The 14,526-nt window shown below is 64.4% G+C and carries 3 protein-coding genes; 1 reads left to right on the plus strand and 2 read right to left on the minus strand.

What is annotated here, in order from left to right; translation table 11 throughout:
* Nucleotides 1–8: 8 nt before the first annotated feature.
* Nucleotides 9–11,732 carry a BapA/Bap/LapF family large adhesin gene (locus J3P93_RS12825; RefSeq protein WP_434597925.1) on the minus strand — a complete coding sequence of 3,908 codons (11,724 nt, stop codon included), beginning with the start codon at nt 11,730–11,732 and terminating at the stop codon, nt 9–11.
* A 578-nt stretch (nt 11,733–12,310) separates the two neighbouring features.
* Nucleotides 12,311–12,508 carry a hypothetical protein gene (locus J3P93_RS12830; RefSeq protein WP_434597927.1) on the minus strand — a complete coding sequence of 66 codons (198 nt, stop codon included), beginning with the start codon at nt 12,506–12,508 and terminating at the stop codon, nt 12,311–12,313.
* Nucleotides 12,509–12,595: 87 nt separating this feature from the next.
* Here J3P93_RS12830 and J3P93_RS12835 point away from each other — a divergent pair, with 87 nt between their 5' ends.
* Complete coding sequence (locus tag J3P93_RS12835; RefSeq protein ID WP_434597929.1) at nt 12,596–14,227, plus strand: sensor domain-containing diguanylate cyclase; 1,632 nt, start codon at nt 12,596–12,598, stop codon at nt 14,225–14,227.
* Nucleotides 14,228–14,526 lie beyond the last annotated feature (299 nt).

Here is a 14,526-nt window from a genome sequence, read left to right on the forward strand (position 1 = left end):
GCCTTGTTTCAAACCACTTGAATGCCGTTTTGCACCCACAAGTGGTGGCTCGGATCCTCCTGTGCCGTGTATTGAACATAGTCGATGCCGTCGGCTTGCTGCGAGCCATCGGCGACCCAGCCATCGGTCATGTGCACGCTGTCCTTGTCATCACCCTTGATCAACAGGGTGTTGTTGTCAGAAGCAGTGATCGCCAGCAGGTCGCTGAGGTTCAACGTCAGTGACACCGCACTGGAATGGTTGAGGTCGAGGATTTCGACGTTGTTGATCTTGCTCTGCAGATCGCCGAGGTTGATCGATACGTCGCCACCGGCCCAGAGCAGCGTGTCGGTGCCGCTGCCGCCATCGACCGAGGTGAACTGCTGGTCGGCGATGATCAGCGTGTCGTTACCGGCCCCGCCTTGCAGGGTAATGGCGCCGCCGTGCGAGCCGTCGAGGATGTCGTTGCCGTCGGTGCCCTGAATCAGTTCGCTGCCGGTAACGTGCGCCAGACCGAGGTCATCGCTGGCCAGCGCCGAGAACGCAGTACTGGCGAAGGCGCCGGCCTTGTTCAGGTCGATGGTCAGCGTGGCGGTATCGACCGTGCCGTTGGGGTGAGTGAGCTGATAAGTGAAGGTGTCTTCCTGACCGATCACTGCATCGGTCAGCCCGGCCTTGAGCGTATAGGTGTAATTGCCGTTGGCCTGGACCAAAAGCGTGCCGTAGTTGCCGACCAGCGAGACGCCGTTGTAACCGGGCGCCACGTAACTGCCGGCGACCAGCACGCTGAGCAGGGTGTAGACCGAGCCCAGCACATCGGCGCCGCCGCCCGCGGTGTCGGTGAGCAGGTTGCCCGACACCGGCGTGTAGCTGCCGACCACGAACTGGTTGGTGTAGGTCGCGACGTTGATCAGGCTGGTGTTGACGCTGGTCAGCAGGCCGAGGCCGCCGACCGCCACCCGCACCTGATAACTGCCGGCGGTCTGGTCGTCGAACTTGATGCCGTAATTGCCACCGCCGAGATTGAGCAGCGCGTTGCCGCCGTAGCTCTTGACCAGCACGTACTGGTTGGTCGCGGTGTTGAGTTTGTACAGGCCCACCGTCATCGAACCGAGCAGGGCCAGCAGGTTGCTCGAGTTGACCACCACGGTCAGGTCGCTGACGGTGTCTGCCGCGACCACGGTGTTGTAGTTGCCGCTGCCACCACCCAGCAACACGTTGAACGTGCCGAGGGCGGAAGTGCTGGTGACTTCGCGGTTGACCAACGTGACGTCAGTCGACGCGATGTCCGCCGTAGCATCGACCACCAGCGCCGGGCTGCCGAGGTTGGCGTCGTTCCACACTTCGGTGGCTTGCGGGCTGTCGATGCGCACGTACAGATTGGCGGTGTCGCTCAAACCGTTCGGGTGCACCAGCTGATAGTTGAACACGTCGACTTTGCCGACGCTGCTGACGCTGCCGTTGGGCTTGTAGCTGTAGTTGCCGTTGGCGTCGATGGTCAGCGTGCCGTACAGCCCTTGCACCGTGGTGCCGGCCCCGGCGCTGACCCAGGCGCCGTTCTTGAAGATCTGCAATTGCGCGCCGTTGTCCGGGCCGGTCTGGTCGGCGGTGCCATCGACGCCAACATTGGTGATGACGTTGCCGGTCACCGCTGGCCCGGCGACGCCGTTGAACTGGGTCAGGCTGCTGACGTCCAGTTGCAGCTGCGTGTTGACGGTGGTCAGCACGCCGATGCCGGTGCTCGATACCGTCAACCGGTAGTCGCCCGACAGCAGGCTACCGATGTCGACCCGCACGCCTTGCCCGGTCAGGGCAATCAGATCGAGCAGACCGCTGCTGCCGTTGACATCGAGGGTGACCCAGTTGCCGCTGGCATCCTTGACCTGCAGGGTATAGACCACGCCATCGAGCAGCGAGATCAGGCTGCTGGTGGTCAGCGTCAACGTTGGATCAAGCCGCGAACCACTGGCGACACTGAAGGTGAAGGTTTTCGAGAAGCCGGCCAGCAGCGTGGTGAACGAGTCGTTGAAGGTCTGCGACGCGGTGGCCGGGGCGAGGGTGACGGTGCCGACGGCAAGGTTGTCGCTGGCCACCACCGGTGCGTTGACGTCGATATCCGGCGCCGTGACATTCGCCGCGACCGAGACGTTGCCACGCGCATCGCTGAGGTTGACGGTGAGTTTTTCGCCGTTGATCTGCGCGCTGTTCAGGACAATGCTGAACACCCCGAGGTTGTTGACCGTGCCGGTGCCGAGCACGGTGCCGGCGGCCGATTTGATGGTGACGGTTGCGCCGGCCTCACCGGTGCCGGTGACGGTCAGACCGTCGGCGCCGACCAGCAACGCCGTAGCGGCGGTGGGCGGCGTCAGGTCGGGCGCGGTGGCGCTCGCCGCTGCCGACACGTTGCCGCTCGGGTCGGCCTGGGTGACGCTGAGCACCTGGCTGTTGATCTGCGCCGAGGCCAGCACCACCGAGAAGCTGCCGTTGGCCGCGACGGTGGCCGTGCCGAGCACCACACCGCCGGCACCACGCACACTGATGGTCGAGCCGGGCACACCGATGCCGGTGAGCAGGGTGCCGCTGCCATTGACGCTGACGCCGGTCGGCGCACCGGGCGCTGTAATGTCCGGCGCCGTCAGGCTGGCGTTCGGCGAGAGGTTGCCGGCCGGATCGACCAGGCGCACGGTCAGGAGCTGGCCGTCCAGTTGCGCGCTGTTCAAATTGAAGCTGAACGTGCCGCCACTGCCCACGGTGCTGCTGCCGAGCAGCGCGCCACCCGGACCATAGACATTGACCGTCGCGCCCGCTTCGCCAGTGCCGCTCACGGTCAGGCCATTGGCGGCCAGCGCCAGGCCGGCCGCCGCGAGCGGTGCCTGGGTGTCGTTCGCCGTCAGGTTGAACACTGGCGACAGATTGCCCGCCGGGTCTGCCTGTTGCACGTTGAGCTGCTGGCCATTGAGCTGGGCACTGGACAGTTGCACGGTGAAGGTGCCGCCGGCATTGACTACCGCAGTACCGAGCACCGTACCGGCGGCGTTGGTCACGCTGACCGTGGCGCCGGCTTCACCCGTGCCGCTGACCGCCAGCCCGGTGCCGTTCAGGGTCACATTGCTTAACACTGCCGGCGCTGTGGTGTCGGCGACGTTGAGGTTGGTTGACGGCGAAACGTTGCCCGCCGCATCGCTCTGGCTGACGCTCAATTGCTGGCCGTTGAGTTGCGCCGTGGACAAGGTCACCGAGAACGTGCCGTTGCCCGCCACCGTCGCGGTACCCAGCACCACGCCACCGGCGCCTCGCACGGTGACGAGGGCACCGGCTTCACCGAGCCCGCCGAGCACCAGACCGCCGCCGCTGAGCAGCAGCGCGGTCGGTGCCGCCGGGGCGGTAGAGTCGGGCGCCGTGACCGGAAGCGTCGGCGAAATGTTGTTGGCCGCATCGGTTTGAGTGGCATTGAGTAGCTGGCCGTTCACCTGCGGCGCATTCAGTTGTGCGCTGAACGTGCCATTCGCCCCAACCACCGCTTCACCCAACAACACGCCGCCAGCGCCGGTGATTCTCACCGTTGCGCCCACTTCGCCGCGACCGCTGACCAGTGTGCCGCTGGCATTCACTGCCAGATCGCTGAGTGGCGCGGGTGCCGAGGTGTCGTCGGCGGTGATTTCGGTTGGCAGCGAAGCGCCGCCCAGCGGGGTGTTGGCGGTGACCTCAAGGCTCTGGCCATTGGTTTGCGCAGGCGTCAGGACAACGCTGAAGTTGCCGTCCGGACCGGTGGTGCCGGTGCCGATCAGGCTGTTGTCAGCGCCGAAAACGTTGATGGTGGTGCCGATTGCCGCGGTGCCGGTCAGCGTCGCGCCATCGCCCGACAAGAGCAGATTGCCCGGTGCATCCGGCGCCGGAACCGCCGGTACGGTGAGGCTGGCATCGGCGGACACGTTGCTGGCTGCGTCGGTCTGGGTCACGGTCAATACCTGGCCGGCCGTGATGCCCGGCGTCAGGGTGACCAGGAACGTACCGTTGGCCGCGACCGTGCCAGTGCCGACGACAGTGCCGAGCGCGTCGGTCACCTCGACGCTGGCACCGGCCTCACCACGCCCGGCGAGCTGGGTCAGATCAGCGCTGATGGTCAGGCCCGTGACGGCATCCGGATCGGTGATATCCGGCACCGGGAAGGACAGCGCTGGCGATACGTTCAACGCCTCATCGGTCGCGATCACCGACAACACCTGGCCGTTGGTCTGGGCCGGGTTGAGCGTGACCGTGTAAGTGCCGTTGCCCAACGCCACAGCCGTGCCCAGCACGGTGCCAGTGGCCGACAACACCGTCACGGTGCTGCCGGCTTCGGCAGTCCCTGTGAGCGAAACGCCGTTGGCGGTCAACGATGTGACGGTCGGTGCGAGCGGCGCGGTGCTGTCTGGCGCGTCGACAAGGGCGGGTTCGGACAGGTTGTTTTTCGCGTCGGCCTGAACTACGGACAGCGTGCGGCCATCGAGTTGCGCCGCGAACAACGTCACGCTGAAATTGCCGTCGGCGGGCACTGTCGCGGTGCCAAGTATCACCGCGCCGTCGCGCACGGTGACGAGCGCCCCAGGCTCGCCGGTGCCGGTCACGATCAGGCCGTCCTGGCTGACATTGAGGTCGGCGACTTCTAGTGGAACGGTGGTATCGCCCGCCTGCAACGGCGCGGTGGGGGAAGTGTTCGAGGCCTGATCCGTCTGATTGACGCTCAACTGCTCGCCGTTCACTTGCGCGGGGTTGAGGGTCACGCTGAAGGTGCCATTGGCGGCCACGGTTGCCGAGCCCAGCACGGTGCCGGTCGCGCTGAGCACGCGCACGGTGGCGCCAGCTTCACCGCTGCCGGTCAGCGTCAATCCATCAGCCGTAAGCTGCAGCCCTGTAGGGGCAGCCGGTGCGGTGACGTCGGGGGCGGTAACCGGCGCTGCGGGCGAAGGGTTGCCCGCGGCATCGCGCTGGATCACCGACAGGGCTTCACCGTTGAGCAGCGGCTGATTGAGGGTCACGCTGAAACTGCCGTCCGCCGCGACCGTGCCGGTACCGACAATGGTGCCGACCGCGTTGGTAACCACCACTTGCGAACCCGCCGCGCCGGAGCCGGTGATCAAGCTGCCACTGGCATCGATCGCCACATCCGTCAGCGCCGCTGGCGGGGTGCTGTCGGCAGCCACCAGCGTGCCGGCAGGCGAGGTGTTGCCAGCGGCATCTGCGAGCTCGACGAAGATCGCTTCGCCATTGGTTTGCGCGGGTTGCAGAGGGATCTGGAACAGCCCGTCACTGCCGACCGTGCCGGTGCCCAGCACCGTGCCGTCGGCCAACGTCACGCTGACCTCGGCGCCGACTTCGCCACGACCGGTGAGCACGTCGCCGGCCACATTGATTTGCAGATCCACTGGGGTGGCGGGCGGGGTCAGGTCCGGGGCGGTGACCGGCACCGGGGCGCTGACGTTGCCGGGCGGATCAGCCTGCTGCACGTTGAGGATCTGTTCGTTGATCTGCGGCGGGTTCAACGTCACGCTGAACGAGCCGTCAGCGAGCACCACGCTGGTGCCGAGCAGGGTGCCGTTGGCATCACGCACGGTCACGGTCGCGCCGGGTTCGCCGGTGCCGGTGACCAGCGCGCCTGAGCTGTTGATGTCGACGTTGGCCAGCGGGTCAGGCGGGGTGAAATCAGGGGTGGTCAGGCTCACCGCCGGGGAGTCGTTGCCCGCCGCGTCGGCTTGCACCACGCTGATCACTTCGGCATTGCTCAGCGCCGGGGTCAGCGTCAGGGTGAAGGTACCGGTCGGGCTGACCAGCGCAGTGCCTAGCACATTGCCGTCACTGTCGATGACCCGTACCTGCGCGCCCGGTTCGCCGCGCCCGGTCAAGGTCGCGCCGTCGCCGCTGATGCCCAGTTGCGCCACGGCCGCTGGCGGCGTGCTGTCGACCGAGGTGAACGGTGTGGCCGCCGAGGTGTTGCCTGCGGCATCGGTCAGCGACACGGTCAGCGCCTGACCGTTGGCTTGCGGCGAGGTCAGGGTGATCGCAAAGCTACCGTCAATGCTCACGGTGCCGGTGCCGACCAGCGTACCCGCAGCGTTGAACACGCTGACCGTGGTACCGGCCTCACCGGTGCCGGTCAACACACTGCCGTCATTGCTGACTGCCAGTGCAGCGGGTGGGTTGGGCGCGAGCAGGTCCGGGGCGATCAGGTTGACGCTGTTGGATTCATTGCCAGCAGCATCGGCCTGACTCAGGCTCAGGGTCTGGCCCGAGGTTTGCGCCGGGTTGAGGGTCACGCTGAACGTGCCGTTGGCCGCCACCACCGCGCTGCCGAGGATCGCTCCGCCAGTGCCAAGCACGGTCACCGTGGCGCCGGCTTCACCGCGTCCGGTGAGGGCGACGCCGTTTGGCGCGAGGCTGAGTTCGCTGAGTGGCGTTGGTGCGGCGATGTCGGCAGCGGTGTAGTCGGTAGGGGACGAGTTGACGCCCGTCGTCGATGTCGCCACGGCAGACAATTGCTCGCCGTTGAGTTGCGCAATATTTAGCGTAACGCTGAAGCTACCGTTGGCCGCCACCACGGCGCTGCCGAGCAACGCACCCGAGGCATTGCGAATGCTCACGGTGCTGCCAGCGGTGGCGGAACCGGTCAGGGTCAGGCCGTCGGCGCTGAGGGCCAGATTGGTTGGCGCGCTTTCCGCCAGATTGCCCGGTGCCGTCACTGGAGTCGCCGGCCCGCTGTTGCCGGCGGCATCGATCTGCACCACCGAAAGCGTCGAACCGGCGACCGCCGCCGGCGACAAAGTGATGCTGAAATTGCCGTTGTTGCCGACAGTGGCGGTGCCCAACAGTGCACCGCCAGCGTCACGCACTTCGACGCTGGCACCGACCTCACCGATACCGGTCAACGTCGCACCGTTGGCGCTGACCGCCAGATCGTTCGCCGCCACCGGCGCGGTGGTGTCGGCGGCGTTGACGATGGCCGGAGCGGACGGATTGCCCGTCGCGTCCGTAGCCGTGACGTTCAGCGACTGGCCGTTGGCTTGTGCGCTATTGAGCGTCACCTGGAACGTGCCATTGGCGGCGGCGGTGGTGGTGCCGAGGAGGTTGCCCTGGCTGTCGCGCACGGTCACCGTGCTCCCGGCCTCGGCGTTACCGGCCAGTTGTACGCCGGCGGCGTTCAAGGTCAGTCCGCTCGGAATGGCTGGCGGAGTCAGATCCACCGCGATCACTTCGACCGCCGTGGAGACGTTGCCCGGCGGGTCTTCCTGGGTGACCGTCAGCACTTCGGCATTCAGCTGTGGCGTGCTCAGGGTGACGCTGAATGCGCCGCCGCTTCCCACCTGCGCGGTACCGAGCACCGTGCCGTCGGCGCTACGCACAGACACAGTGGCGCCAGGCTCGCCATGACCGGTTACGGTCACGCCATCGGCATTCACCACGACCTGCGTCAGGGCAGCCGGAGGACTGATGTCGGGCGCGTTGAGGCTGGTCGATGGCGAGACATTGCCGGCCGCATCGGACTGGCTGATCGCCAACGCTTCACCGTTGGTGGGCGCGGGCGCCAGCGTCACGCTGAACGAACCGTCGGCGCCGACCACAGTGCTGCCCAACAGCGTGCCGCTGGCGTTGGTGACGTTGACCGTCGCACCGACTTCGCCAGTGCCGCTGAGCGTAGTGCCGTCGGCGCTGATCAGTGGGTTCTGCACGGCGGCGGGCGGTGTAGCGTCGACGGTGAGCACACCGGCAGCGGTGGAAGTGTTGCCGTTGGCATCGGTCAGGGTGACTTGCAGGGTTTGGCCGGTGGTCTGCGCGTTGGGCAGGGTGACCTGGAAATTGCCGCTCTGATCGACCACACCGGTGGCCAATACATTGCCGGCGGCATCGCGCACGGTTACGGTGCTGCCCGCTTCCCCCTGGCCTTTGACCACGGTGCCGACATCGTTGATGGTGACGCCGGTTGCGGCGGCGGGCGGCTGCAGATCGGTGGCGATAAGGCTGGCAGGCTGCGAAGGGTTGCCGGCGGCGTCGCTCTGGATCACGGTGAGCGCCTGGCCATTGAGTTGCGCCGGTGTCAGCGTCAGGCTGAAGCTGCCATTGCCTGCAACCAGTGCGGTGCCCAACACCGTGCCGTTGCTGTCAGTGACGGTGACGGTCGCGCCGGCTTCGCCACGCCCGGTCAGCGCACTGCCGTTGGCGTTCAACACAAGATTGCTCACCGCCTCGGGTGGCGTGCCATCGGCAGCCGTTACCGTGCCCGGCACCGAGACGTCGCCGTCAGGGCTGGTGGCGGTGACTTGCAATACTTGCGCGTTGATCTGCTTGGCACTGAGCAACAAGGTGAAGCGGCCGAACTCATTGATCAGGCCTGACCCGAGCACATCGCCGTTGCTGTTGGTCACGGCGATCGTGCAGCCGGGCGTTCCCGCGCCGGTCAGGGTAAAACCGTCGGAGCTCAAGGCGAGATCGGTCGGAGTCGCGACCTGGCTACCGTCGAGACCTGCCAGCGGAACGGCCGGCGAATCGTTGCCGCCGCCGTCAGTGCTGATCACTTCCAGATTACCGCCAGGCTCGGCCGGTGGACTCAGGGTCACCACGAAGCGGCCATCCGCACCGGCCGTCGCGGTGCCCAACACCGTACCGCCGCCAGGGATGCGGACGGTGACCAAGGTGCCGGGCTCGGCGAGGCCCGACACTTGATTGCCTGCCGGGTTGAGCGCCAGATCACTGACCGGCGCCGGTGGGGTGTCATCCGGTGCAGTGACAGCGCCCGGCAATGAAGCGTTGGTGCCGTCCGACACCACCACTTGCAGGGCTTCGCCATTGGTCTGGGCGGTATCGAGGTTGACCGTGAAAGCGCCCGTGCCGTCAGCGGTTGCGGTACCGATGACGTTGCCGTTGGCGTCGAGCACCTGGACGGTATTGTTCGGCTGCGTGGTGCCGCTGACCGTGGCACCCGCCGAGTCGATGGTCAACCCGGTCGGCACTGGTGGGGCGGTGACGTCCGGTGCGGTGACCGGCGTGGCCGGCGAGGGCAGGGTGCTCGCATCAGTCTGAATGACGCTGAGCACCTGGCCGTCAAGTTGCGCCGGGCTGAGGTTGACGGTGAAGCTGCCGTTGCTGGCCACCAGCGTGGTGCCGAGCACCGAGCCATCCGGCGCGGTGACGGTGACGGTGCTTCCGGCCTGGCCGGTACCGGTCAGGGTTACGCCATTGCTGTTGAGCACCAGATTGTCAGGGGCCAGCGGTGCGGTGGTGTCGGCCGCGGTCAGTGGGGTGCTAGGGGAAACGTTTACACCATCCGATTGGCTGACTTGCAGCGGCTGACCGTTGGTTTGCGGACTGTTCAACGACACCGAAAATCCACCGTTGCCGTCGACGATCGCGCTGCCCAGCGTGTTGCCGGCCAGATCCTTGACCGACACCGTGGCGCCGGGCTCGCCGGTGCCTGTGAGTGTGCTGCCCGTCGGATCCAGCACCAGATTCGCCGGTGCGCCGGGAGCCTGAATATCGGGCGCCTGAACCGGCACCGCCGGCGAAGCCGACGTCGAGGCATCAGTCTGCACGACGTTCAAATTCTGGCCGTTGGTTTGCGGCGTGGAAAGACTGATCTCAAAGCGGCCATCGCTGCCGACTACAACGGTTCCCAGGACCACGCCGCCGGCGTCGGTGACGGTCACGGTGGCGCCGGGCTGACCGTTCCCGGTAACCACTGCGCCGTTAGCGGAAATGTCTACATCGGAGACCGCAACCGGTACCGTCAGATCAGGCGCCGTCACGTTGATCGGCGCCGATGGGTTGCCGTCGGCGTCAGTCTGAATCACTTGCAGTTGTTGCGCGTCGGTCTGCGGTATCGAGAGGTTGAGGGTAAAATTGCCGTCGCTGCCGACCGTGCCGGTGCCGATGATATTGCCCGCAGGATCGCGCACGGTGATGGCGGCGCCGGCCTCACCCTGACCGGTCAGCGTCTGCCCCTGGTTATCCAGGGTGACGCCCGTCAGTGGCGCCGGGCCTTGGGTATCAGGCGTTACATAGGTCAGCGGGGCGGAGGTATTGCCCGCGCCATCGCTGGCGCTGATCTGCAGGGTCTCGCCATTGTTTTGTGGCGGGCTCAATTGCAGGGTGAAGGTACCGTCGGCGCCGACCACAGCGGAGCCGAGCACATTGCCGTTGGCATCGCGCACGGTCACGGTGGACCCGACCTGGCCGCGGCCCTTCATTTGCGCGCCATCCACGCTCAAATCGATGTCGCTGGGCTGCGTCAGGCCGTCGAGGTCGACTGCGATGACGGTCACCGCCGGCGAAGGATTGGCCGCCGCGTCGGTGAGCTGCACGCTGAGTGCTTCACCGTCGGTTTGTGCGGCGTTGAGTTGGACCGTAAACGAGCCGTCCGCCGCAACCAGTCCCGTGCCGAGCACGCTGCCTTGGGCATTGGTAACGCTGACCGTGCTGCCGGGCTCGCCGCGGCCGCTGACAGACAGGCCGTCGCTGCTGACGGACACATCCGTTGCGGCAGCCGGACCGGTGATGTCCGGTGCGTTGAATGTCACCGCAGGCGATTGCGCGCCGACGCTATTGAGCGCGACGACGGTGATGACTTCGCCGTTGGCTTGCGCCGGGCTGAGCGTCACCGTAAAGCTGCCGTCAGCACCGACCGTAGCACGCCCGAGCACGTCGCCATTGGCGGCCCGTACTTCAACCGTGGTGCCGGCCCTTGCAGTACCGCTGAGCTGGCTGCCGTCACTGCTCAGACCGAGATTGGCGGGCGTCTGCGGTTCGACGATTGCCGGTGCGCTGACCGTCGCGCCCGTGGAGATATTACCGGCCGCATCGATGGCATTGACGGTCAACGGCTGACCGCCGGTTTGTGCCGGGCTGAGCGTGACGCTGAAGGTGCCATCCGCCGCCACCACGGCGCTGCCCAACAGGCTGCCATCGGCTGCGCGCACCTGAATAGTCGCGCCGGCTTCACCGCTACCGCTGAGTAGTGTGCCATCGGCGCTTACGCTGAGATTGGCGGGAGCTGTGGGCGCAGTGGTGTCCGGCGCGGTCACCGTGCCCGGTGTGGACACATTGCCCGCACCGTCGGTCAGCGTCACATCGAGGGGTTGGCCGTTGGTTTGCGGGGTGTTCAGGTCAATCTGAAATTGCCCGTCAGCACCGACGGTGCCCGAACCCAGCAGATTGCCCGCCGCGTCGCGGACCTGCACGACACTGCCGGCTTCGCCAAATCCGCTCAGCACACGACCATCTGCTGACAGGCTCAGACCGGTGGCCGGTGCGGGCGGCGTCGCATCGCCATTGCCGCCACCACCACCACCGCCTCCACCGCCACCACCCGCTGCCGCAGCTGCACCGCCCGCGCCCAACAGGCCCAGCCCGGCAATCGCCCAGGCAGGCGTCGCGCCGTCAACCACGCCGACACCGGCGATCAACTCGTCGAGCGAGCCGATTTCGTCGAAGGTAAAGCCATTGAAGGGTTCTGCGTTGTAGCGCGCCTGCCACAGCGTGGCGTCATCACCCTGGAACACGATGTCGTTAGTAACACCGTCGGGGCTAGTGACAAAGAAATTGGTGATTTTGATCTGCTCGCCAGACTTCAGATTCAGGATCAAATCCTGACCGCTGCGACTGGTTGAAGCCAGTTGTTCGGGCCGGGCCGGAACTTGTACAACTGAAGGCTGATTGAGCTGAACGTTACCCCAGTTCTGCGCGGTGAGTTGAGAACTGGCTTTGTCGGCGATAACGATGTTGTCCATTACTACTCCCTGTTAGTGCATCGGCGTATGGCCACGGCTATAGGGAGAACCATAGATTGGGAGTGCGTGTGGGGGGTGTCTGTTATCTGACGGATAATTCGTACAATTAAAATGAAGAATCTTAAGGTATTGAAAAAAAACGTTAATTAGCCAATTGCCGTTTGTCGGAACGTTGGATCCAACCGTTTTTTCGATGCAACAAAATGTGTCAGTCACGACGTGTTCAGCAAACTTCCGAGGACCTGGAATCGAGACCGGGAAGTAAATGATGGCTACTCGATATTAAACTCTGCCGATCAACCATACGGTTCGAGGCCGGACTCAATTCGAAAGAATTAATTCCATGGATTTAATGGCGTGTCAGTGGCTGTACAGGAAAACCGGGTCATCCTGGGTTTACGCAGCAGGTGAGTTTTTTTGATTGCATGCAATTTCATGCGCTTGCTATCGGACGTCGAAGTGATCGAGTGCCACTAACGCGCACGAAAAGTCTCGAACAGGGCGACGGCGATGGGTTTGGACTCACGGCCCTGTCAGGGACGACAAGGCTGTGCACGAATGTTCATACACGCGGATTGTTAGCCCTGGTCCTGAATGAACTGGGTCAACGTTATCCGCTGATTGGGCCCGCGGTCATCGTCGGGCATCGATTGTTCGACCTGGTGCGTCGCGACGCCGATATTGCGTTTCGAATCGTGCCGTTCACCGAGCCGGATGTCATTCACTGCAGGTTGTTCAGTTTGTGGGTGCGCCCGCGAGCGTTCGGTTGAACCCATGAAAAAATCATGTCCCGTGCCCGAGCGCTTATACTCGCTGGGCCGCTTGCAAAACCAATTCGAAAAACAGACGTGTCAGGGCAGACCATGAGCGACAGAACGGACACTCCGAATCAGCCAGTCAGCGACGAGACGCTGGGCGCGCGGCAACCCGTGGCCGTGCTGAACTTGCGCTGGCTGATACTCGCCCTCGTGTTGCTGTCTGTTCTGGCGACGTTGGGCAACAGTCTGATCACGGCCTACCGCGTGCAGCGCGATGCGTTGCTGGACCACGCGCTGCAATCGAACAGTGCCTATGCCGCGAAGGTCGCTTCGAGCCTCTCTGAATTCATTCATTCGGCGCAGAGCCATCTGCGTTTTGGCGCCGATGAGTTGGGCAAAGCTTGGGGGGATGCCAATGTCATGCGCGCCGAAGCGGTTCGACTGCAAAGACAGGATGCCGATTTCAACTCGATCGCCATTGTCGATAGCAGTGCCAAGGTGCTGGAGGCGTACCCGGACGCCCTGCAAATCAATGGTTCGACCCTGCACTCGAATGCCATTCGCAACGCCATTGAGGCGAAGCGTTCCTTTATAAGCTCGGCTTACACGTCGTCGGCGGGCAATCTCGTCGTGTTCATTTCCGAACCCGTTTATGACGCTGCCAAGCGTTACGTGGGCATCATCGGCGGTTCGGTTTATCTGCGCGAGGACAACGCGCTGCACACCTTGATCAGTCGTCACTTTCACCACGAAGGCACGTTTGCCTTCGTCGCTGATCAGGACCGTCAGTTGCTCTTTCACCCTGACGCGTCGCGCATCGGCGACACGCTGGGTTGGAGCAAAACCGTGGACGCAGCGTTACGGGGCGAAAGCGGCTCGATGACCGTACGCAACTATAAAGGCGTGCCCATGCTCGCCGGATACGCGCAGGTACCGGGCGCCGGCTGGGCTGTGGTTGCGCAGCAGCCACGGGAGATCAGTCTGGCGCCGCTGGAGACATTGATGCGCGATGTTTTGCGGGGAATGGTGCCTGCTGCTGTGATCGGCTTTGTGCTGATCTGGCTTGGCACTTTGCTGATCTGTCGGCCGTTGAACCAGCTCTCGCTTATCGCCCGACAGTTGTCGGCGCCGCAGGCGACTGAGCAACTCCACCACGTGAAGGCCTGGTACCGCGAGGCGTTTTCCATCCGCCAGGCGATGCTTGCCGGTGTGCAGTTGTTGCAAGCGAAGCTGGGCCGCCTGAGTCAGCAGGCGTTTGCCGATCCCATGACCGGTCTGGCCAATCGCAGAGCCATGGATGAGGAACTGCGCGCCCTGGAGCGCGCCGGCCGGACGTATTCGGTGCTGTCGCTGGACATCGACCATTTCAAACGGGTCAACGACACCTTCGGTCACGACAAGGGCGACCTGGCGATAAAACAGGTCGCGCAAATCATGCAAAGCCATTCCCGTGCAGGCGATCTTGCGTGTCGAGCGGGGGGAGAGGAGTTCTTGCTGATCCTGCCGGAAACCGATATCGATTCTGCCAGTGCTATCGCGGAACGGATTCGTCAGGCCATCGCCACATGCGATATTCCAACGGTGGGACACATTACCGCTTCGATCGGCGTGGCAACCTGTGAACACCTGCCAATCACGGCAGACGTCGTCCTCAAGAAAGCTGACGAATGCCTGTACCGGGCCAAGCAGGGCGGGCGCAACCGGGTGGAATTCTGCCCATCCAGATGCTGCGAATAGCTCATATCAAAACGGTTCATCCAGGCTTGCGCTGCCTATATGTTTTGCAATTGCGGTAACAGCTATTAAAGAACAGGCGCGCAAATGCATCATCCTCCTGTTGAGCAACACGTAACCAGCACTATTGCTGCGCGCATGAAAAAGCCCGCTTTGCGGGCTTTTTTGCAGTACTGAATTGGCGGCTTGCGGGCATCTACAGCTGCCCGAAATCTCGCCGCCGCTCGCCATCCGCGCTCGGCTAGTCGGTCGCCAACAGCTTCTTTACTTGCGCCACAATCTCGGCAATCGCGCTTTATGGC

The organism is Pseudomonas sp. R3-57 (assembly GCF_051132065.1).
Classification (GTDB): domain Bacteria; phylum Pseudomonadota; class Gammaproteobacteria; order Pseudomonadales; family Pseudomonadaceae; genus Aquipseudomonas.

Bases quoted from the DNA above. Each gene is read 5' to 3' on its own strand.
- J3P93_RS12825 (WP_434597925.1), bottom strand. From the start codon at position 11,732: ATGGACAACATCGTTATCGCCGACAAAGCCAGTTCTCAACTCACCGCG.
- J3P93_RS12830 (WP_434597927.1), bottom strand. From the start codon at position 12,508: ATGGGTTCAACCGAACGCTCGCGGGCGCACCCACAAACTGAACAACCT.
- J3P93_RS12835 (WP_434597929.1), top strand. From the start codon at position 12,596: ATGAGCGACAGAACGGACACTCCGAATCAGCCAGTCAGCGACGAGACG.